The sequence below is a fragment of the Pseudomonas sp. TE3899 genome (genome assembly GCF_056279105.1).
The window spans coordinates 1938409-1960081 of record NZ_JBWBQR010000001.1 but is presented as its reverse complement, the minus strand read 5'-3'; the positions used below and the strand labels follow the sequence as shown (position 1 = coordinate 1960081).

15 protein-coding genes and 1 pseudogene are annotated in these 21673 nt (G+C 60.8%); 8 read left to right on the top strand and 8 right to left on the bottom strand.

The window, feature by feature from the left end; translation table 11 throughout:
- Window positions 1-179: 179 nt before the first annotated feature.
- The 8 genes from ACZ89E_RS08655 (at window position 180) to ACZ89E_RS08620 (ending at window position 6931) form a co-directional block, all read left to right on the top strand.
- Window positions 180-1490 (top strand): MFS transporter, encoded by a 1311-nt coding sequence (locus tag ACZ89E_RS08655; RefSeq protein ID WP_149658274.1) that lies wholly within the window; start codon window positions 180-182, stop codon window positions 1488-1490.
- 131 nt (window positions 1491-1621) lie between these two features.
- Entirely contained in the window at window positions 1622-2614 is a 993-nt protein-coding gene (gene araD1, locus ACZ89E_RS08650) for an AraD1 family protein (protein WP_476255383.1), read from the top strand.
- A 10-nt stretch (window positions 2615-2624) separates the two neighbouring features.
- On the top strand, window positions 2625-4205 hold the full coding sequence (locus ACZ89E_RS08645) for an aldehyde dehydrogenase (NADP(+)) (protein WP_476255382.1): 1581 nt from the start codon (window positions 2625-2627) through the stop codon (window positions 4203-4205).
- 209 nt (window positions 4206-4414) lie between these two features.
- Window positions 4415-4714, top strand: a complete 300-nt coding sequence (locus tag ACZ89E_RS08640) for a DUF5629 family protein (protein WP_463260466.1) — start codon at window positions 4415-4417, stop codon at window positions 4712-4714.
- Window positions 4701-5876 (top strand): lactonase family protein, encoded by a 1176-nt coding sequence (locus tag ACZ89E_RS08635; protein ID WP_476255381.1) that lies wholly within the window; start codon window positions 4701-4703, stop codon window positions 5874-5876. The genes ACZ89E_RS08640 and ACZ89E_RS08635 overlap by 14 nt, the downstream gene beginning before the upstream one ends.
- Before the next feature lie 156 nt (window positions 5877-6032).
- Window positions 6033-6212, top strand: a complete 180-nt coding sequence (locus ACZ89E_RS08630; RefSeq protein WP_054047590.1) for a hypothetical protein — start codon at window positions 6033-6035, stop codon at window positions 6210-6212.
- Between the two features lie 252 nt (window positions 6213-6464).
- Complete coding sequence (locus tag ACZ89E_RS08625; RefSeq protein ID WP_476255380.1) at window positions 6465-6677, top strand: hypothetical protein; 213 nt, start codon at window positions 6465-6467, stop codon at window positions 6675-6677.
- Window positions 6674-6931: a hypothetical protein gene (locus ACZ89E_RS08620; protein WP_463260469.1), complete on the top strand. Its 258-nt coding sequence runs from the start codon at window positions 6674-6676 to the stop codon at window positions 6929-6931. The genes ACZ89E_RS08625 and ACZ89E_RS08620 overlap by 4 nt, the downstream gene beginning before the upstream one ends.
- Window positions 6932-7089: 158 nt before the next feature.
- Here ACZ89E_RS08620 and ACZ89E_RS08615 read toward each other — a convergent pair whose 3' ends face one another.
- From ACZ89E_RS08615 to ACZ89E_RS08580, 8 genes and pseudogenes are all read right to left on the bottom strand, one after another.
- Window positions 7090-7686 (bottom strand): glutathione S-transferase, encoded by a 597-nt coding sequence (locus tag ACZ89E_RS08615; protein ID WP_476255379.1) that lies wholly within the window; start codon window positions 7684-7686, stop codon window positions 7090-7092.
- Window positions 7683-11325, bottom strand: a pseudogene (locus ACZ89E_RS08610) (AAA family ATPase). The gene ACZ89E_RS08615 and the pseudogene ACZ89E_RS08610 overlap by 4 nt, the downstream one beginning before the upstream one ends.
- Window positions 11322-12566 (bottom strand): exonuclease SbcCD subunit D C-terminal domain-containing protein, encoded by a 1245-nt coding sequence (locus tag ACZ89E_RS08605; RefSeq protein WP_463260472.1) that lies wholly within the window; start codon window positions 12564-12566, stop codon window positions 11322-11324. The pseudogene ACZ89E_RS08610 and the gene ACZ89E_RS08605 overlap by 4 nt, the downstream one beginning before the upstream one ends.
- 124 nt (window positions 12567-12690) lie before the next feature.
- On the bottom strand, window positions 12691-13821 hold the full coding sequence (locus ACZ89E_RS08600; protein WP_476255378.1) for a hypothetical protein: 1131 nt from the start codon (window positions 13819-13821) through the stop codon (window positions 12691-12693).
- 113 nt (window positions 13822-13934) lie between these two features.
- Window positions 13935-14702, bottom strand: a complete 768-nt coding sequence (locus ACZ89E_RS08595) for a hypothetical protein (RefSeq protein WP_476255377.1) — start codon at window positions 14700-14702, stop codon at window positions 13935-13937.
- A gap of 346 nt (window positions 14703-15048) precedes the next feature.
- Window positions 15049-18681, bottom strand: coding sequence for a toxin VasX (locus ACZ89E_RS08590; RefSeq protein WP_476255376.1), 3633 nt, complete (start codon window positions 18679-18681; stop codon window positions 15049-15051).
- Complete coding sequence (locus ACZ89E_RS08585; RefSeq protein ID WP_476255375.1) at window positions 18678-19544, bottom strand: DUF4123 domain-containing protein; 867 nt, start codon at window positions 19542-19544, stop codon at window positions 18678-18680. Before ACZ89E_RS08585 ends, ACZ89E_RS08590 begins: the two co-directional genes overlap by 4 nt.
- Window positions 19541-21544: a type VI secretion system Vgr family protein gene (locus tag ACZ89E_RS08580; protein WP_476255374.1), complete on the bottom strand. Its 2004-nt coding sequence runs from the start codon at window positions 21542-21544 to the stop codon at window positions 19541-19543. The genes ACZ89E_RS08585 and ACZ89E_RS08580 overlap by 4 nt, the downstream gene beginning before the upstream one ends.
- Between the last annotated feature and the right edge of the window lie 129 nt (window positions 21545-21673).

Genomic DNA, 21673 nt, shown 5'->3' with positions numbered 1-21673 from the left:
TGTATGACTATATTGTTCTATCTGATGAGTAACATAAGCGCAAAATCGACGCTTTGGAAGCGTTGTTGGTTAATTAGTATTACTATATAGTCGTTTTCGATGGAGGGATTGGCCCTGGCGGTTTTCCGCGAGAGGCGTCCCCCGAGGTTCTATAACAACAACAATCGGAGACCGATTCCATGAGCCAGGAACTGCGGCTTATTCGTCGCATCACGCTGAAACTGATTCCCTTCCTGATCCTGCTGTACCTGATCGCCTATGTGGATCGCTCCGCCGTCGGCTTCGCCAAGCTGCACATGGGCGCCGATATCGGCATTGGTGATGCGGCCTACGGCCTCGGCGCCGGGCTGTTCTTCATCGGCTACTTCCTGCTGGAAATCCCCAGCAACCTGATGCTCGAACGCTTCGGCGCCCGGCGCTGGTTTGCGCGGATCATGATCACCTGGGGCGCGATCACCATCGGTATGGCGTTCGTCCAGGGCCCGCACAGCTTCTATGTGATGCGCTTCCTGCTCGGTGCTGCCGAAGCCGGGTTCTTTCCGGGCGTTCTGTACTACATCACCCAATGGTTCCCGGTGCGCCATCGCGGCAAGATCCTCGGGTTGTTCATCCTGTCCCAGCCCATTGCGATGATGATCACCGGCCCGGTGTCCGGCGGTTTGCTCGGCATGGACGGCACCCTCGGCCTGCATGGCTGGCAATGGTTGTTCATCGTCATCGGCACCCCGGCGATCCTGCTGACCTGGCCGGTGCTGCGCTGGTTGCCGGACGGTCCGCAACAAGTGAAATGGATGGACCAGGCCGAGAAGGACTGGCTGACCGGCGAGCTGAAAAAAGACCTTGAGGAATATGGCCAGACCCGCCACGGCAATCCATTGCATGCGCTGAAAGACAAACGGGTCTTGCTGTTGGCGCTGTTCTATCTGCCAGTGACGTTGAGCATCTATGGCCTGGGCCTGTGGTTGCCGACGCTGATCAAACAGTTCGGCGGCACCGATCTGGTGACCGGTTTCGTGTCATCGGTGCCGTACATCTTCGGGATCATCGGTTTGCTGATCATCCCGCGCAGTTCCGACCGCTTGAATGATCGCTACGGCCACTTGGCGGTGCTCTACGTGTTGGGCGCCATCGGCCTGTTCCTCAGCGCCTGGCTGACGTTGCCGGTGGCGCAACTGGCCGCGTTGTGCCTGGTGGCATTCGCGCTGTTTTCCTGCACGGCGGTGTTCTGGACCTTGCCGGGGCGGTTCTTTGCCGGCGCCAGCGCGGCGGCGGGGATTGCCTTGATCAACTCGGTGGGCAACCTCGGCGGCTATATCGGGCCGTTCGTGATTGGTGCATTGAAGGAATACACCGGCAACCTCGCGTCGGGGCTGTACTTCCTGTCCGGGGTGATGGTGTTCGGGTTGGTGCTGACCGGTGTGGTCTATCGCTTGCTGGAGCGCAAACACGTGTTGCCCACGGATCAGTTCGCTGCCAGCGCCCGCACCTGACTGCAAACCCGTAGGAGCAAAGCTTGCTCGCGATTAGCGGCGTGTCAGCCAACAGAGAGGCTGAAGGTTCAACCGCCATCGCGAGCAAGCTTTGCGCCTACAACGATCGTTTTGTGTCACAGGAGAAAATCATGCGTTTAGTTCAGTTCGAATTGGTTAACGGCGAACGCCGCATCGGCGTGGTCGAGGACGACGTGGTCCGGGAAGTCCAGGAAGCGCGCACGGTGCGTGACCTGGCGCTGGCGGCGATCGAGGCGGGTATCGGCCTGCAACAGCAAGTCGAGGCCCTCGGCCTGGGCATCAGTCACGATTACGCGCAACTGCTGACCGACCTGCGCATCCTGCCACCCCTGGATCACCCGGATCCGGCGCACATGCTGGTCAGCGGCACCGGCCTGACCCACTTGGGCAGCGCCTCGGCCCGGGACAAAATGCACCAGCAGGTCGGCGACGAAGCGGCGATGACCGACACCATGCGCATCTTCAAGTGGGGCGTGGAGGGCGGTAAACCCGCCGTCGGTCAGGCGGGTGTGCAGCCGGAATGGTTCTACAAGGGTGACGGCAGCATCGTCGTGCGCCCGGGCAAGCCGTTCCCGCTGCCGCCGTTCGCCGAAGACGCCGGGGAAGAGCCGGAACTCAGCGGCCTCTACGTCATAGGCAATGACGGCAAGCCCTATCGCCTCGGTTATGCGGTGGGTAACGAGTTCTCCGACCACGTGATGGAGCGCAAGAATTACCTCTACCTCGCGCACTCGAAATTGCGCAGTTGCAGTTATGGCCCGGAACTTCGCGTCGGTGAGCTACCCCAACACTTGGCAGGCACCAGTCGCATCCTGCGTGACGGCGAAGTGTTATGGCAAAACGAGTTCCTCAGCGGCGAGGCCAACATGTGCCACAGCCTGGCGAACCTCGAATACCACCATTTCAAGTACAGCCAGTTCCTGCGCCCGGGGGATGTGCACATTCACTTCTTCGGCACCGCGACCCTGTCCTTCGCCGACGGCATCCGCACCCAACCGGGTGACGTGTTTGAAATCAGCCAGGCTGAATTCGGCGCGCCGTTGATCAACGGCATTGCACCGGCTGAATCGGCGTTCGAACCCGGCACTGTCGGCACCCTTTAAGGAGAATTGCATGACCCAGATTCTTGGTCACAACTACATCGGCGGCCAGCGCAGCGCGGCCGGCGCGGTCAAACTGCAGAGCGTCGACGCCAGCACTGGCGAGGCGTTGCCCCATGATTTTTATCAGGCCACTCCAGAAGAAGTCGACGCCGCCGCCCAGGCTGCTGCGTCCGCTTACCCGGCTTATCGCAGCCTGAGTGCCGAGCGCCGTGCGCAGTTTCTCGACACCATCGCTGATGAACTCGATGCCCTCGGCGATGACTTCGTCGCCGTGGTCTGCCGCGAAACCGCCTTACCGGCCGGCCGCATCCAGGGCGAGCGCGGTCGCACCAGCGGCCAGATGCGTTTGTTCGCCAAGGTCCTGCGTCGCGGCGATTTCTATGGCGCGCGCATCGATCAGGCTTTGCCTGAACGCCAACCGTTGCCACGCCCCGATTTGCGTCAATACCGCATCGGCCTCGGTCCGGTGGCGGTGTTCGGCGCGAGCAACTTTCCGCTGGCGTTCTCCACGGCGGGCGGCGATACCGCTTCGGCATTGGCCGCCGGTTGTCCGGTGGTGTTCAAGGCTCACAGCGGCCATATGGCGACCGCTGAACTGGTCGCCGACGCAATCCTGCGCGCCGCGGAAAAAACCAACATGCCCGCCGGCGTGTTCAACATGATCTACGGCGGCGGGGTCGGCGAAGCGCTGGTCAAGCACCCGGCGATTCAGGCCGTGGGCTTTACCGGTTCGCTCAAGGGCGGTCGCGCGTTGTGCGACATGGCCGCTGCACGGCCGCAGCCGATCCCGGTGTTCGCCGAGATGTCGAGCATCAACCCGGTGATCGTCTTGCCGCAGGCCCTGGCGGCTCGTGCTGAAACCGTCGCCCGTGACCTGACGGCGTCGGTGGTGCAGGGCTGTGGTCAGTTCTGTACCAATCCGGGGTTGGTGATCGGTATTCGTTCGCCGCAGTTCAGTGCTTTCGTGCAGCAGGTCGCCGCGTTGATCGCTGATCAGCCAGCGCAAACCATGCTCAATGCCGGAACGTTGGCCAGCTATGGCAAGGGCCTGCAAAAACTGCTCGCGCATCCTGGCATCGAGCATTTGGCCGGCAGCGCGCAGCAAGGCAATCAAGCCCAGCCGCAGCTGTTCAAGGCCGATGTGAGTCTGCTGATCGAGGGCGATGAAGTGTTGCAGGAGGAAGTGTTCGGCCCGACCACGGTGTTCGTCGAAGTGGCGGATCAGGCACAGCTCAGCGCGGCGTTGAGTGGCCTGCATGGGCAACTGACGGCGACGATCATTGGCGAGTCGGCGGACTTCGAACAGTTCGGCGAGCTGACGGCGTTGCTGGAGCAGAAAGTCGGGCGGATCCTGCTCAACGGTTATCCGACTGGCGTGGAAGTCTGTGATTCGATGGTTCATGGCGGCCCGTATCCGGCAACGTCCGATGCCCGCGGCACTTCGGTGGGCACCCTGGCCATCGACCGTTTCCTGCGCCCGGTGTGCTTCCAGAACTACCCCGACAGCTTGCTGCCGGAGCCCTTGAAGAACGGCAACCCGCTGCGCATTCAGCGCCTGGTGGACGGCAAGCCGTCCCGCGACGCGCTCTAACTCCCCCTGCAACCGATCGTTCCCACGCTCCGCGTGGGAATGCAGCCCGGGACGCTCCGCGTTCCCACCAGAGCCGAACGCAGAGCGTCCGATGAGGCATTCCCACGCAGAGCGTGGGAACGATCGGATACTGTGCGTGGGAACGATCACAAGGTGAGGGCGGTGTGATGAGCTATCATTGCGCCTTTCCACTTGAATGATTGATTGCCATGACTGCCGTAACCGACACCTTGCTCAACGCCCTCGAAACCAGCGACATGCTGGAAATCGATGGCTTGCACGCCTCCGATTTTTACCTCGCTGAAGAAGACGACAGTCTGAACATCGAATGCATGGACGGTCGAGCACTGAAACATTGGGAGTTCAGCAAGGCCCAAATCGAGGCAGCGACTTTCGATCCAACCCTGCAAAGCTGGCTCATCACCGGGGATTCCGGCGAGCACCGGCTGGTGTGCATGGCCGCGATTGGCGGGCATGACGACGAGGAAGAAGAGCATGAAGATGCGTAATTTCTGGCCACTGTTGATGGCCGGCAGCGTCGGCGCCATGGGCGTGCAGGCGGCCACCGTCGATGATTATCAACTGCTGGTCGGTTCCTACACGGCTGGCCAGAGCCAGGGCATTTATCGCCTGAACTTCGACAGCGCCACCGGGCAGATTGCCGCCAAGCCGTTGCAAGTGGTCAAGAGCGAAAACCCGTCCTGGCTGACGATTTCCAAGGATCAGCAGCACTTGTTCGTGGTCAACGAAAACGGTCCGGGCCAGGCTGATCCGGTCGGCAAGGTCAGCAGCTATGCGATCAACCCCAAGACCTTTGAGCTGAAGCTGATCAATCAGGTCCAGAGCCTGGGCAACGAGCCGACCCATTCGAGCCTCAGCGGCGATGCCAGCCACTTGTTCGTCAGCAATTACTCGGTCGTCGAAGACCCGGGCGGCACCCTGGCGGTGTTGCCAGTGGGCGCTGACGGCAAGCTCAAGTCAGTGGTGCAACTGAGCAGCCACCCGTCGAGCCGGGTCAATCCCGAGCGGCAGGCGTCGGCGCATGTGCATTCGACGATCTCCTCGCCGGACGGCAAGTACGTGTTCTCCAATGACCTGGGGGCGGACAAGATTTTTGTCTACCGCTTCAATCCCAAGGCCAATCCCGAACTGCCATTGACCCCCGCGACCCCGGCGTCTGTGTCGTTGCCGCCGGGCAGCGGACCGCGTCATCTGTTGTTCAGCGCCGATGGCAAACATGCCTGGCTGAGCATGGAAATGAGCGCGCAAGTCGCGGTGTTCGATTACCAGGACGGCACGCTCAAGCAAACCCAGATGGTCGATCTGGCGGCGGGGCAACCGACGTCCGACAAGGCCGGCGCGGCGCTGCACGCCTCACAGGATGGCAAGTTCCTCTACGTCAGCAACCGTGGCACGGCCAATCAGGTGCTGGTGTTCGCCATCGACCCGGCCACCGGTCAGCTCAAGGAACTGCAACGCCGTTCCGTCGAAGGCGATCACCCGCGCGAATTCAGCCTCGACCCGAGTGGCAAGTTCCTGTTGATCGCCAACCAGAAAAGCAACGAGATTGTCGTCGTCGAGCGTGACGCCAAGACCGGCCTGCTGGGCAAAACCGTGCAGAAATTGCCGATGGATGCCCCGAGCGACCTCAAGTTCCTGGTGCGTCAATAGGCCGCAGGCCCCGGTTGATGGGGCCTGCAACCTTCTATTAATGAGACTGATATCGGCTAATGCTACAAAGCATTTCAAGGCGCGGACCCTCGGAGAGTAAGTTTGCTTCACGGCCTAACCAGGCAAGCAAGCCAACTGACTTCGAGGAACACCGCCATGAACTTCAATATCTTCTCCATCATCGCCGCATCCGCTATCTCCGCCACCGTTGCCCTGCCAGCCAGTGCCAACGTTGAAATCAACAGCAAAAAATCCCACACCCAGAGCTACACCCAGAAATACCTGCAACAAAGCGCCAACTTCTACGCCGCCCTGGACCACAAAACCCAAGCCTGAAATCCGCGAAGACCGTCTCTCCCCGTAGGCGCTGCCGAAGACTGCGATCTTTTGACTTTCAAAATCAAAAGATCGCCGCCTTCGGCAGCGCCTACGCGTGTGTGTTTCTCCGGGTCATAGGTTTTATTCAGCGCTGACATAGACGGCTTTTATGATCAACCAGGCTGATGGTCACTATGGAAAACCCTGAGTGGTTGCACCGGTTTTTTTGATCGATCCTGTGGGCACTGAAACATGCCCACGGAGAACACCATGGCCAGCGCAATCCTCACTTCTGTCAAACGCGGCGCCTACCTGGCCATCGGTCTTTACGTGGCCATCGTGCTCGTGGTGAGCGTTACGGCTCAGTCGCAACATGGCCGGCAAGCACCGATCGAGGTCGCCTATCCCGGTATCCAGTTCGAACACCGCACGCAAAATGCGCTGGTTGATCATGAAGCTATCGTGGAGGCTGTCGGCGCATGAAAGGCAGCAGACTCGGGGTCATCGCCTTCCTGGCCGTCATGACCAATGGCTCTTCTTTGTTGGGGATCGGGCAGGGCTCGGCAGGGTCCGTGGCGCGGTCTATCGAATGCAACCACAGCATTGCGCACAACATTCAGACGGCCAAGGCGTTGGGCTTGTTGGTGGGGAATCCACCGTTGAAGGAACGGGCCGGATTTCTTGGGCCGTTCCAGGTGGATTGCTCGGCGTTGGGGATGTGTTCCGTTCTGACCTGAGAATGCGCCACGCTGAAGATCCAATGTGGCGAGGGGGCTTGCCCCCGTTGGGGCGCGAAGCGGCCCCTTTTTTCCTGCAGATACTCCGAATCGTCTGGTTTACGACTGCTGCGCAGCCGAACGGGGGCAAGCCCCCTCGCCACAAGGTTTAGGTGTTCTTATTTGCGCATTACCGCAGTGAACAGGTCTGACTCGAGGAAGCGCTGCAGCCAGGCCTGCAACCGAACATACGGCGTCTGCCCGAACCATTCCCGATCCACATGGGCAAACTGCCGCACGAAAGGCATCAACGCCACGTCCGCCAGGCACGGATGGTCGGCCAGCAAATACTCGTTACGCCCTAACATCTCATCGAGTTTGCCCAGGAATTTCTCGCCCTCGGCGCGGTAAACCTCCATGGGTTGCTCGGGGTAGCGCTCGGCGTACTTGTAGCGATTGAGTGAGGCCTTGAAAAACCCATCACAGCCCACGATCAGTTTTTCCATCCATAACGAACCGAATGAATCATCCTTGAGCAACCAATCCTCAGGATCATTCTGCGCCAACGCCCAGCGCATGATGTCCAGGCTTTCATCAATCACCCGACCATCCACCTCCAGCACCGGCACCGTGCCTTTGCTCGACAGCGCGAGCATTTCGGCGGGTTTGGCTTTCAGGCTGACTTCGACAATCCGCACCTCAATCCCTGAATAACGCAGAGCCATCCGTGCGCGCATGGCGTAGGGGCAGCGGCGGAAGGAATACAGCGTGGTCATTTCACCTCCAGAGTGCTCAGGCCATTGCCCTGGCGGCGGACCTGGATCTGCACCGGAATCCGTTCATGCATTTCCTGCACGTGGGAAATCACCGCGACCTTGCGCCCCTGCGCCTGCAAGCCGTCGAGGGCGTCCATGGCCAGTTGCAGGGATTCCGGGTCGAGGCTGCCGAAACCTTCGTCGATAAACAGCGATTCGATCTTCAACGTGCTCGACGCCATCGACGCCAGGCCAAGTGCCAACGCCAGCGATACCAGGAACGTCTCGCCGCCGGACAGCGAATGCACCGAACGCAGTTCGTCGCCCATCTCCGTGTCCATCACCAGCAAGCCAAGCATGCTGCCGCCGCGTTTCAGGCGATAGCGCCGCACCAGTTGGCGCAACTGCACGTTGGCGTGATGCACCAACAGGTCGAGGTTGTAGGCCTGGGCGATCTTGCGGAAGGTGTCGCCGGTGGCCGAGCCGATCAAGGCATTCAAGCGCGCCCAGCGCTGATACTCGGTGTAGGCGTCGGCGATCTGCTGGGCCAGGGCCTGATTGGCGTTCTGCCGCCGCTGATCTTCGGCCTGTTCGGCGCGCAATTCAGCGCAGCGGTGTTCGCTGGCGGCAAACAGGTTTTGCAGTTCGGTCAGCGCGCTGGCCAGTTGCTCGGCGTCGAGGTTGCCATTGTGTTGGGCTTGATGCGCGAGCAGGCGCTTGTCTCGCTCCTGCACCAACACCTTGGCTTGTTCGATGGCTTTTTCGCTGTGCTGCAATTGCTGGCGCAGTTCGCTGACCTGCTGATCATCGACGCTCAACAGCGCTTCCAGACCGCCGTCATCCAGTTCCGGATGCTGCGCGCGCCAGTCGGCAATCTTGGCGCTCAACTCGCGATCTTCGGCTTCCAACGCCTGTGAACGTTCCTGTTGCGCCTTGAGTTCAGCGGCCAGTTGCACCAGCCGCGTGCGCACGGTTTGCAGTTCCTGATTGGCGACGGCCTCGGCATGGCGCGCCTGCTCGACGGCATGGTCGAGTTGCTGCTGCCATTGCTCGGCGCTGCTGTGTTGGCCAAGCAATTGCGCGAGTTTTTGCTGACAGGCCTGTTGCTGCTCGGCCAGTACCGTGAACTGCTGTTGCGCGGCTTCCAGTTGCTGGGCGCGGGTCAGCTGGCGATCCTGTTCTTTCTCCAGCGTCTGCTGGCGTTGTTGCTGTTCACCGAGTTCATCGCGCTGCTGCTCGAGTTGCTCCAGACGCTGGGCGATCTGCCGGTCGAGCTGCAAGAAGGTCGCGGCCGGTTCGTTGCGCAAGGCTTGCAAGGTATCGGCCGGGAGCAGGCTGCTGAACGCCGTCAGCTCTTCGTCCAGACGCTGGCGATCATTGCTCAAGGCCTGTTGCTGATTGCTCAGGTGCTGGGTCGCTTGCTGGCTCGCGGTTTCGGCGCTACGCAGCTGTTGCGCCAGTTGTGCGGCGTCCTGTTGCAGGGTGAGCAGGGCGGTCTGGCGTTGTTCGTCCTGGGTGATGCTCTGGTTCAACTGGCTGTTTTGTTGGGTCAGCCAGGCGTCACGTTTGGCGGCGTCCTGATTCAGCAATGTCGCGGACAGCGGATGCGCTTCGAGGCTTGGGGTCAGGCTTTGTTGCTGAGTGGCAAGCTGTTCCTGTTGTTGCAGCAGTTCCTTTTGCTGCGCAATCAAACCACCGACTTCGGTGCGCAGGTCGGTGAGTTTTTCCTTCAGCAGATCCACGGCTTTCTGCGCGTTGGTCAGTTCGCTTTCATCATGGCGACCGAGGCTTTGCAGCAGCGCTTCGGGCTGATGATAAGGATGTTCCGGGCTGCCACACACCGGGCAGGGCTGGTCGTCCTGCAACTGCCCGCGCAGTTCCTCGACGCTTTCGCTACGGGCCAGGCGCTGGCGTTCCAGCAGCTCACGGGTAACGGTCAGGGTCCTGCTCGGCGACGGTCAGTTCAGCCTTGGTTTTTACCCCATCCTGCGTCAGGCGCTCGCGTTCCTGTTGGGCCGCGAGCTGGCGTTGCTGAAGTTCGGCGCCGCGCTTGTCCAGTTCCTGCTGACTGGCCCACAGCCGCGACAGTTCTTCGAACGCGCGCAGTTGCTTGCGATTGTCCTGCAACAGCGTGCTCAGCAACTGGATCTGCTCGGCCACCGCTTCGGGTTCGGCGCCGGCCTCTTTATAGAGCACTTCCAGGTTCTGCTTTTGCGCGGCCAGTTCTTCAGCGGCGCGGGTGGCGCTTTGTTCCAAAGCCGCCAGTTCGTCCTGGCCTTTGTTCAGGCGATTGCCGATCAACATCAGTTGTTGCAGGCGATCACGGTAGGCGTTCCAGGCATCGCTCAACGGCGCCAGATGGGTGCTTTGCTCAAGCTCTGCGGCGATGCGCTCCAAACGTGCAGCGACTTGTTTCTGCTGATCAAGCAAACCCTGGATCGTGCTTTGGCCCTGGGTGCAGGCCTGTTCCGCGTGCTGCTTGGCTTCGGCACTGAGGCCGGCATCCTTGGCCAAACGGGCGAGGGTGCTTTGCTCTTCAAATGCCTGACGCAGCAACGGCGCGCTGACGCTGTGCTGGTTTTGCGCCTCGGTTAACGCGGTGTGGGCGCTGGTCAGGCTCTGTTCCAGTTGCGTCTGGCGCTCGGTCAGTTCGAGTTGCTGCTGCGTGTGTTGTTGAATCTGCGCGGTCAGCGGCGTGAGCTGGTGGGTGAGTTCAGTCTTGCGCGCAAACTGATGCCGCTGCGGCGCCAGTTGCTCCAGGCGTGTGAGCTTCAGCCGCTCACCGGCCAGGCTTTCCCAATGTTGTTGGGCGGATTGCAATTGCTCTGTGGCGCTCTGCTGCTCGTCCTGCAATTGGCGCAGTTGTCTGAGCCAAGTGTGTTGCTCTTCAAGCTGCTTGAGTTGTGCCTGTTGAAGCTTGAGTTGCTGCTGGGCTTCGTTGAAGCGCTCATCCAGCTCGGCGCGCGCTTCGGGCGATAGCGGCGTGACGCCAGTGGCCTGGTCCTGCAGCAGTTTGTGGGCTTCGCGGGCCTCTTTGGTCTTGTCGTACGCCCGCCGTCCCAAACGCGTGTAGAGCGCGGTGTCGGTGAGTTTTTCCAGCAGTTCGCTGCGGTCGTTGTCGTCGGCCTTGAGGAATGCACTGAACTCACTCTGGGCCAGCAACACGGCGCGGGTGAACTGTTCGAAGTTCAGGCCCAGCGCGGCTTCGAGCTGCGTCTTGTACTCGCCTTTCTGACTGGCCAGCAATTGATCCTGATCGATATCGCGCAGGCTCTGGCGACTGGCTTGCAGCTTGCCACCAGCCTTTTCCCGGGCACGATTGGCTTCCCAGCGCGCGCGGTAGCGGCGGCCGTCGATGCCGACAAAATCCACTTCGGCATAGCCTTCGCCGGTGCCGCGACGCAGCAAGGTGCGCGGGTCGCCAGTGCCGATTTCGCCGTCGGCGTCCGGGACTTTGGCGTCGCGCCCGGTGTTGTTCAGGCGCGGCACGGCGCCGAACAAGGCCAGGCACAACGCATCGAGCAGGGTGCTTTTACCGGCGCCGGTCGGCCCGGTGATGGCGAACAGGCCCGCGCTGGCCAGGGGCTCGGCGGTGAAGTCGATCTCAAATGGTCCGGCCAGGGAGGCGAGGTTTTTCAGGCGGATCGCGAGGATCTTCATGGCTGTTCGCTCTCCATCTGCACATCTTGCAGCAGCTCGGCAAAGTCCTTGAGGGTTTGCTCATCGACCTCGCTGCCGTAGTTGTCCTGCCAGGCGCGGCTGAACAGTTCCTGGGGCGAGAGTTGATCCAGTTCGATCAGGGTGGCGCCGTCATCGGCCCCGTCCTTGCCGCCGCTGCCAGCGTACTCGGCGGCGATTCGCACCAGTCGCACGGCTTTGCCTTGCAGGGCGGTTTCCACTTGAAAACGCAGGTCCGGTTGCGGCTCGTCGAGGCGCACCCGCACTTCCAGCCAGGGTTGGCGCTGCAGGTCTTCGAGCAAGTCGGTATTGGGCAGATCTGCCAGCTGCAGCAGGATTTCGGCCAGCGGGGCCGGGCCGATGCGTTGCAGGTTGACGGCGCGAGGGATCAGTTTTGGTTCGACGCTGACCAGGGTTTCGCCATCGAGGGTGACGTCGAGAATCTGATGCTGATAGTTGATCTCGGAAAACGACAACGGAATCGGCGAGCCGCTGTAGCGGATGCGCTCTTCACCGTTGACCTTCTGCGGCTTGTGCAAGTGACCGAGGGCCACGTAACTGATGCTCGGCCCGAACAGACTGGCGGGCAGGGCTTCGGCGTTACCGATGATCAGGCTGCGCTCGGAGTCTTCCGACACCGAACCGCCGGCCATGTGCGCGTGGCTGATGGCGATCAGCGCCTGGCCTGGTTTGCGCTTGGCATTCGCGGCTTCGATCAGCCATTCGTGGACCTGACCGATGCCGCGCAAGTAGTTGTCGCCCAGATGTGCACCCGTGACTTCGGCAGGACGCAGGAACGGCAACGCCAGGCACCACCCGGCAATCTCGCCTTTGGCGTCGGGCAGCGGCAACAGCAGGCGTTCGGCGTCGAGTTGACCGTCATCGAGCCACAGCACCCGGCCCAACGCGTGAGTGCGCAGGCGCCGCATCAAAGGCGCGGGCAATTCGATCCGCGAGCCGGAGTCATGGTTGCCGGCGATCATCACGATGGTCAGCAACGGCTGTTGCTCGTGGGCGCTGACGATGAAATCGTAGAGGCGTTCCTGGGCTTTGACCGGCGGGTTGACCGTGTCAAAGATATCGCCGGCGATCAGCAGCACGTCGGGCTGGTCCAGCTTCAACTGGCGCAACAGCCACTCAAGAAAACAACCGTGCTCGAAATCGCGGTCCTGGCCGTGCAGGTTCTGCCCAAGGTGCCAGTCGGAGGTGTGGAACAGACGCAAGGCGTACTCCGTAGGAAATAAGGTAGTGGCCGCGTGGGAAATGATGGCGGCTAAAGGGGAGGGAGTTTACTGGTAAACCAGAGGTATGGCGCGGGAGCAAGCGCCCTCGCCACAAAAAACCTCGCTATCCGCTTAGCTTGCAGCCGGAATTCAACCGCCGCACCTCAGCGAAAATCTCGGTAATGGCTCGCCTCGGCTGTCGCTTGTGCAGCGCTCGTACTTGTTCGCTCATGCGCAGCAGCTCCGGGCTGGGCTTGGCCCATTGCTCCTTCGGCAACGGCTCTGACCATTGCTGCATCACCTCGGGCATCGCCTGCGGACCCAACCTTTGGAGGCGGCGGACTTCCCATTCGGTCAGGTAGTTGGGAATCGTCCATAGGGTCATCACGTGGTACAGGTACCAGAAAAACCCCGAGAGCCGGTTGCGTTCGCCGTCGCGAATCTCCTGATGCATGCGCGCCCGGGCGTTGAGGAAAGTGTGCAGGCCTTCGTGGGGCGGGTCGTTGGGGAGTTGCAGGTCTTCAAGGTCCTGAATGCTCTTGAGATCGTGGATTTCGTATTCCATGTAGCCGCGAATCGCTTCCCAGTGGCTGATGGCGATGGGCAAGCCGAAGCAGGGGAATTCGACGCTGGTCAGGGTTTCGCCATGCTGGAAACCAATGCCCATGCCGTATTGGCGCTGGATACCGTACTGGGTGGCGCTTTGGGACTCGATGACCCAGGCGGAGAGGGACTCCCAGGGGACGAAGACCGGTACGGTGGCGTCTTCGGGCATGAAACAGACTTCGCGGCGTTGGCGGTTGAAGCGGGTGGGAATGATTTGGAGGCGTTTTTTGTGGTTGTGGTGCCAGGTGACGAGCGCGATGACTAAGGAAGCAATACCGGTTAGTGCTGCATTTCCGTATGACACTAGAAAAACGCCCTGTATGGCGTCAGTGATGTCGTCCCAACCCATTCCGAACAGAAAAAACAGGAGGCCGCCAATTAGTGGAAACAGAAACGCAACGGAGAAGGCAACACTGAATGGGCCGCCTAATATCACCTGCCATGAAAATACCTGCGGCCATCCCAAACCGAAGTCTATGTACACCTCATTTAGCTCCCCAATGTGGGGGCCATATGGAGGTAATGGTGTCGGCAATGGCAATGGCGCCAGATAAGTGATTCTTCCACCGGGGAACGGTTCGACATCGCCTGCGTTGCGGGATTGCTCAAGGTGCGGGGGCCGCAGTAGGTTTTCAATATTGGTTGGCATGGTCTGCCAGCTCCAACAAATAGGTTTCAACCAGCAACATCGGTGGGCGCTCGGTAATGGACTGGGCAGGCAGCGCAGGGGAACCGCCCCCAAGACCTGCACGTAAACGCCGATCATGCACGTCGCTTACCACTTGGATTCAACCGCCGCACCTCAGCGAAAATCTCGGTAATGGCTCGCCTCGGCTGGCGCTTGTGCAGCGCTCGTACTTGTTCGCTCAGGCGCAGCAGCTCCGGGCTGGGCTTGGCCCATTGTTCCTTCGGCAACGGCTCTGACCATTGCTGCATCACCTCGGGCATCGCCTGCGGACCCAACCTTTGGAGGCGGCGGACTTCCCATTCGGTCAGGTAGTTGGGAATCGTCCACAGGGTCATCACGTGGTACAGGTACCAGAAAAACCCCGAGAGCCGGTTGCGGTAGCCATCGTGGATTTCCTGGTGCATACGCGCCCGGGCGTTGTGGAAGGTGTGCAGGCCTTCGTGGGGCGGGTCGTTGGGGAGTTGCAGGTCTTCAAGGTCCTGAATGGCCTTGAGGTCGTGGATTTCGTATTCCATGTACCCGCGAATCGCTTCCCAGTGGCTGATGGCGATGGGCAGGCCGAAGCAGGGGAATTCGACGCTGGTCAGGGTTTCGCCATGCTGGAAACCAATGCCCATGCCGTATTGGCGCTGTATACCGTACTGGGTGGCGCTTTGGGACTCGATGACCCAGGCGGAGAGGGACTCCCAGGGAACGAAGACCGGTTCGGTGGCGTCTTCGGGCATGAAACAGACTTCGCGGCGTTGGCGGTTGAAGCGGGTGGGGATGATTTGGAGGCGTTTTTTGTGGTTGTGGTGCCAGGTGACGAGGCCGATGAACAGCGTGAAAAAGCCTGCTTGCAAGCCTATCCCATAGGACGCATGAAAGACCCCTTCAATAGAGTCCCTAATATCTTCCCAGCTATATCCCAGTACGAGTCCTAGGAAGCCCGCAATTAACGGAAATAAAAATACAACCATAGCTGTGCCGCTGAATGGCAGCCCTAGTATTACCTGCCATGTAAATATCTGCGGCCACCCCAAACCGAAGTCCATGCACACCTCATTTAGCTCCCCAATGTGGGGGCCATATGGAGGTAATGGTGTTGGTAATGGCAATGGCGCCAGATAAGTGATTCTTCCGCCGGGGAACGATTCGACATCACCTGCGTTGCGGGATTGCTCAAGGTGCGGGGGCCGCAGTAGGTTTTCAATCTTGGTTGGCATGGTCTGCCATCTCCAGCAAATGGGTTTCAACCAGCAACATTGGTGGACGCTCGGTAACAGTTTGAGAGGGTGATACAGGGAAATGGCCTTCGCCGCGGGGGTTAAGGCGAATGACGCGATTGCGAGAAACCCATTCGCCGTTGTTGGCTAAGGTCTGTAGGCAGAGCGTCAATTCTAGTGTTTCGGAAGCTGGCGTAAATTCCGCATCAATATCCAGTGGGTATTGCAGGCACAGCACCAATCGATCGGGGCCTGTTTCTACAATACGCAGACTGTTCGCCACTTCAGTACTGATGACGTCCTTGCGTTCTCGCGGCGTACCGCGACTGTGAAGGGGGAGGGAATTACGATGGGCACCGATCCCCAGGCGACGGGCCGGTTGACCGTTCAAGGGCGGCTGAAAATCATTGAGCTTGAGGCCTGGCAGCACCAGATGAATGTCCTTGGGTTTGGCCTTTAAGAGCAGGTTCTTCAGCCACGAGTCATGCTCGTTCGGACCCAGTTGGACATAAGGCGCATGAAGTAAAAATTCTAGATAACTTTTGTATTCATGCAGCGTGTGGTCGCCGCGCGCCTCCGCATCCAGACTCCATGGTGTGGTTTTGAGCCATTTGTCGTGGGCGCTGATGTTGTAGCGGTTGAAGAGCCAGGTGCCACCCAACTCCAGTACGGTGAATAACGCCCCGGCCAGGTTGAACCGGAAGAACACGGTCGACAGACGTGTACCCGCGGCGGCCCAGGCCGCTGTTCGTGCTTCGGCGCTTCGAGCAGTCAGGACTTTAGCCGTGGCGTGGGCGGTATGGCTCAGGCCATAGGCATTAACGGTTGTCATGCCTCCAGCACCCAATGTGGCAAGCGCTGCACTGTTCTGTGCTGCGATATTTCCGCTACGTGTAGCCTGCTGCCAATTCTGGTGTTGGGTATTCAAACTGAGCAACGAAGCAATAAACCCAAAAAAGTAGGTGAAGCCACCTAAGCCAACATGCATTTTCCCCATCTGCACATGAACACTCTGCAACGCATGTCGCTGAAGACCAGCGACAAGCTCGACACTTCGTGCTTTCAGGGCCGTATCAGTGAGGCTCTGAGCCGCAGCGAATCCGGCAGCCCCTGTTGCCGCCGCCGCACTCGCAAATGGCATCCAAACTCGCCTGTTACCAGTCTGACTCTGCATCTCTCGATAAACCGAAACCAAATTCACCCCCTGCACCAAAAACACCAACAACCCCATCCCCTCGCTTCTAATCAACCCCGCATTCGGCACCGCCGCCACGCCCAACCGGATATTCCTCAACAGCCCTCGCACCTCCTGCTGCTGCGCCGGTGGAAACACCACCGTCACCCCCGCTCGAGCCGGCGTTGCACCGTAGAGCCGCGCCGACTGATCCGGCAACTCCGCAATCGGGCTCAGCGCTCCCGCCAACCGCCCCTCAAGCTGCGTCAACTGCACCCGTACGCGAGCGATTTCGCCCTGCAATTCCACCGCCCGTGGTGTTTTATGCCCCTGGCGGTTTTTGTTGTGGGTGATCTGGTTGCGTTCACGGGTCAAGGTCTTGAGGTAGTCGCGCTCCCGGATTATTTCCTTGAGGTTGGATTGCAGCGCCGCGTGTTCCGCCGGGCTGGCGACGGTGAAGGTCACGCCAGTGGTTTTCGCCGCATCGAGTAGCCGCATGTGCAGCGCTTTGGGCAGGCGCCGGAACAGTTCGTCGAGGTCGGGGATTTTTTCTGCCGTCAGGTCGAAGCCTTCCAGCGCCCGGCTCAGGCCCAGGTTCAGCGCCGGGCTGAGACTATGCTGGGCCGCGTCGGCCACGGCGCGGGTGTGCTCGGGCAAGTCGTCGAGGGCCGGCAGGTGCGGTTGTTCGATGTTCTTCAGCTCGCCGAGCCAACGTGGCAAGTTGTTGAACACGCCCATGCCGGCATTGAAGAACAGGGTGTATTGCACGGCCTGTTCCGGCTGCAGGCGCAGCGGCAAGGTGTAGAACAAGGGCCGCGTCAGTTCCGGATGTTCTTCCAGAAAACCGAGGATTTTTTCGCTGGCGTGGTCGCTGCGGCAGATGTCTTTGAGGCAGGCGTATTCGGCGCTGAACACTTGGCCCAGTTGCGCCGGTTCGTGCGCGTCGTAGTACCAGGCCGAACGGTGGTAGCGACCGGCGCACACCAGCATCGTGCGGTCGGCAGTGATGCGCTCAAGCAAGCGATTCCAGCGGCCGAGGTCGACCCGGTGCTGAAACAGTTCGTCGTCCATGGCCGGGCGGTCGATGAAGTCGTTGATCCCGCGTTTGCCGCTGAAACGGGAGCCTTCAACCACCTCCTGGATGCGTTTGTTCTGCTCCCTGCCGAGCATGACCAGTGTGTCGAGGTGGCGTTCGACGAAGTCCGCCGGGGCCACCGCAAAGTGCCGACGGGCGTAGTAACGGCGATCGGCATCATCACTGGCGCGGCTGTGCCCGGTGAAATCGGGGCTGGCGCCCTGGTACTTGGCCATTTCGAACGCTTCGGCGTGGGCCTGCTTGCGCAACTGCGCCAGTTCCGGTGTCACCGGGGCATCCGGCGGTTCGACGTTGCCGCCCTTGTTCAGGTAGTCGAGCAAGGCCTTGCGCGTCTGCTCTCGATCCGGTTCGGGTAACTGTTCCAGATCGTCCAGCAGGACCTTGACCCTGGGGTCGTTGCTGGCCTCGGCCAATGTGTCGACATCCGCCGGACTGAGCAGGCTCAAGGACTCGATGTAGCAGGCCAGCAGGTAATTGCGCTCGTTGTGGCCGGCATTGCTCCAATCATCGACCCAGCCGACCACGGTGTCTTGATAGTCAGCGAGGTCGCGCAGTACGCCGAGGTCGTCCTGCACCACGAGAAACAGCGTGTCGTCCTGATAAGCCGGGCGCACCCGCCCGAGAAACTCGCCGATGTGCGCCTCGCGAAAGCGCCGGGGTTGTTCCCACAAATAGGGTTCGCGCTCGTGGGCGGGAACGTCGCTGACCTGCACAGTAGGCAGTAGAACGGCGTCCGGTGGCGATGCTTCCCCATGCTCGGCGCGGTCTTTTTCGGCTTGCGCCTGCTGGGCCGGCACCGTCGCAATTTCTGCCAGCCACTGACGGGTTTGCTCGACCGTCAACAGGTGCTCGCCACCGGTTTCGCAATTCACCGGGCCGAGGTCGACGGCTTGCATGAAGTGGTCGCGCTCCTCGCGGCTGTCAGTCACTTGCGCGCATTTGGCAGCGGTCCACTGCACCTCGGCGAAGCACACGTGCAAAAGGCTACGCCGTGAAAACACCAGCGCTGGCCGCTCCTCAATGGCTGTGCGCTGACCGGCATTGACCTTGGCGCCCTTGTGCAGCAAGGCGCTGATCATCCCATCGAGTACGCGGTACTCGTGCAAGTGGCCGGTGATGCTGTCGATCACGTACAGCCAGCCATCGCGCAGCAGACGGATGCCCAGTGGCCGGGTTTGCAGAGCGTAGGGCCGTTTCAAGTCGGGGCCCGGATCGAGGGGTTTTTCCACCAGGCCATAACGTACAGGCAGAAGCTGCACGTGGGTTTGGCGCAACGGGCAGGCCCCAGGTGAGCCGATGGCGGTCTTGGGCGCCGCAGCCGCGGCGAGGTTGGCGGGTGAAGTCATGGGCGGCCCCGTTGGATGGCCCACTGATGGGCGAGGTCAGCGGCCAGCGCAACGCGCTCGCCAGGGGATTGCAGCGACGGCGTGTGCAGCAAGCGGTTGATGTGCGGGTGCTGATCGAGCGGTGAGCCGTCCAGCCAGGTCATGACGTTGGCGTAATAGAACAATTCGGACTGGCTGCTCAAGCCGAGGGCGTGGGCCTCTTCGAATAGCTGCTCGAGCGTTGGCCAACGCAGGGCCACGGTGTCGCCGCGATGTTGTTCGGGAAAGTACGTGAGCAGGTGTGCATCGAGTTCGAGCAGTGCGCGGCGCTGATCGGCGTGGTCCAGCGCGGTGTTCTGGTCCGGACTCAGACGATAGGGCGTCGGCAGGTCAGGGCGCTCGGCCTGCCGTGGTTGATGGCGCTGCCAATCCGCCTCGACGCTGTCGGCTGTCACCACGCACGACAGAGGCCCATACAATCGCTGATCGCCGCTGCCGAACAGTGTGCGTACCACGCCGGCATCGGCCAGACGCAGGATGACCGGCAGCCCCTCTGGCAATTCAACCGTCAGCAATTTGCGCAGGTGTTCAGCGACCTCATGCGCAGACGCCAGACTGAACAACAGCACACCCCATTCCTCGTGTGCGTGCTCCCGATAGAACTGAACAAGCGGCTCGTCGGGCTGTTGAACGGTCACTAACAGCGGTGAAATATCCCGCAGCGCGATGAAGGACGGACAGTCATACAGCGCGACGACGTTTGCGCCGGGACTCAGTTGTTTCAGACGCTGCGGCAAATCACTCAGGGTCGCGCCGTCGAGCAACACAAAAGCCTGGTGCTCATTCCAGGGCAGGTCGGCAGGTAAAGCGGTCGAGAGCTTCATGCCTGGGCTGCCTCGCAAATCAGGCAGCGAGAGCTGCGCGTGGAGACCAGGGCCTGTCGCTGCTGGGCGACGTCGAAAGTGACCTGCAGCAGCGGCAATGCGCCCGGCATCAACGGCTCTGCCGGCAAGCCAGCGGCCGGGGCGCCACCCTGCGCAATCGGTACGCTGCTGAAAATGCCGTCCGGCCCCAGCGTCAGCCATTGCCCGCCGGCCTTGAGCGTGAGGTGCAATCCACCTTCAACGACGACTTGCTGCCCGGCACTGAGGTGAATGTGCTGCGAGGCATTGAGTCGCTGACTGGTGACGCGGATGTGTTGCTCACCCAGCACCAGCAAGTGATCGTCCTGCTTGAGTTCGGTGAGGCGATTGCCGTGGGTGAGGTGGTGTTCTTCGCCGCGCAGGTCGTGGCTGGCGGTGCCGCCGACCACGACTGTGCGCTGGTGATCGACTTGAATGCGCTCGTCGTTGAGCACGAGCTGGACGAAATCGCGCTGGGCACGCAGGGCGATTTCCTCCGCGCCGGCCCGGTCCTCGATGCGCAACTCGTTGTAACCTCCACCGCCGGGGCTGCTGTGGCTGCGCAAAATGCTTTTCGTCTGCTCGGCGGGCAAGTCCAGCGGCACCGGTGTCGCCGCATTGGGCAAACAGCCGAGTACGAAGGGTTTATCGGGATCGCCGTCGCTGAAGCCCACCAGCACTTCCATGCCGACGCGCGGGATCAGCACGCTGCCATGGCGATCATTGGCCCAGCCCGTGGCGACGCGCAGCCAGCAACTTGAGTGCTCGCTGTTCTCGCCGTCGCGGTCCCAGAGCAGTCGGACTTTTACCCGGCCGTATTCATCGCAATAGATTTCTTCACCGGGCGGTCCGGTGACGACGGCGTGTTGGTTGCCGTTTATCCGGGGTTTTGGGTGTTCAAGGGGAGGGCGGAAGATCACGTCCCATGGCGTTGCGACGAACTGATTGCGGTAGCCCTGGCTGAAGCCATCCTCGGGATCAGCGTCTGTCACTGATTCTTCCAGGACCTGGGGTTGTTTCCCGGCGTGCTGGACCTCAGTCAATAACCACAAACCATTCCAGTCATCGCGTGAGTGTTCGGCCATGTCAACGAAATGTCCGCTGCGCAGGGCGTGTTGATCACTGCGCCCCCGGGCTTGCCGGTAATCGGCGCGATGGCGTTCCAGTGCGCGCCTGGCCAACTGCTTGCCCCGTTCACGCTCGGTGAATTGCCCTGGGAAGGCGTAGTCCTCCAGGTGCGGCAACAGTGGGCTCTTGCTCTCGCTTTCGAGGGGGGCGCGGGGCTTTTCGAAGTTGTAATCACGCCGACTGACGTGGGTGGTGCGGGTTTCCAGGCTGATCTGCAAGCGATCGATGACAGGGGTGTCGGCGACCATGCCGCTGCCCGGGACATAAGCGGTCGGGCCCGAGGGTTTCGGGAATACCGTCTGGTCGTCGCCAAACACCAGCACATGCCCGGTGGCGCTGTGCTGGAAATGAAAGTGCAGGCCTTCTTCCTCACACAGTCGTTGAATGAAATACAGGTCTGACTCGTTGTATTGCACACAGTAGAGTCGTGGCCGGTACGTGGCGCCGAGCTGGAAGCGCCATGTGTCAGCGTGCAGGCCATGGTCAATCAGCACGCGTTCGATGATTTTCGGCACGCTCAGGTGCTGGAAAATCCGTTGGTTGTGGCGGTGCGCGAGATAGGCGAGGCGGGGAACCAGGGTGATCTGGTAGTGGGTCAGGCGTTTGCCCGAGTCGCCTTGCGCGACTCGATAGACCTGGCCATGAAGGCCGCTATTGTCGGGGCCAAACGCCAGAAACGCCGGGCGATGCAGCAGCGACTCCAGGTCCAGCGCGGGGCGCTCGCTGATCAGGTCGAGCTTGACCTCGTAAGGCTGGTTCAGCGCTTCCCTGGCCCGGAATTCGAGCACCTGAAGGTCGTCGGAAAAACCTGCAATGTCGAGCCTGAACTCGACGTCGTTGGCCGTACTAAACATCCGCAAATCCCTGTGTCTGTTTAAGGCACGGGACTTTGCGTGAAGCTACGTGTTGGCGAAGTCAGTCGATTCGATATCTGCTGTAGGACTTGTCCGTGAATCGAAATCGGAGCGGGTAGAGTGAACTTT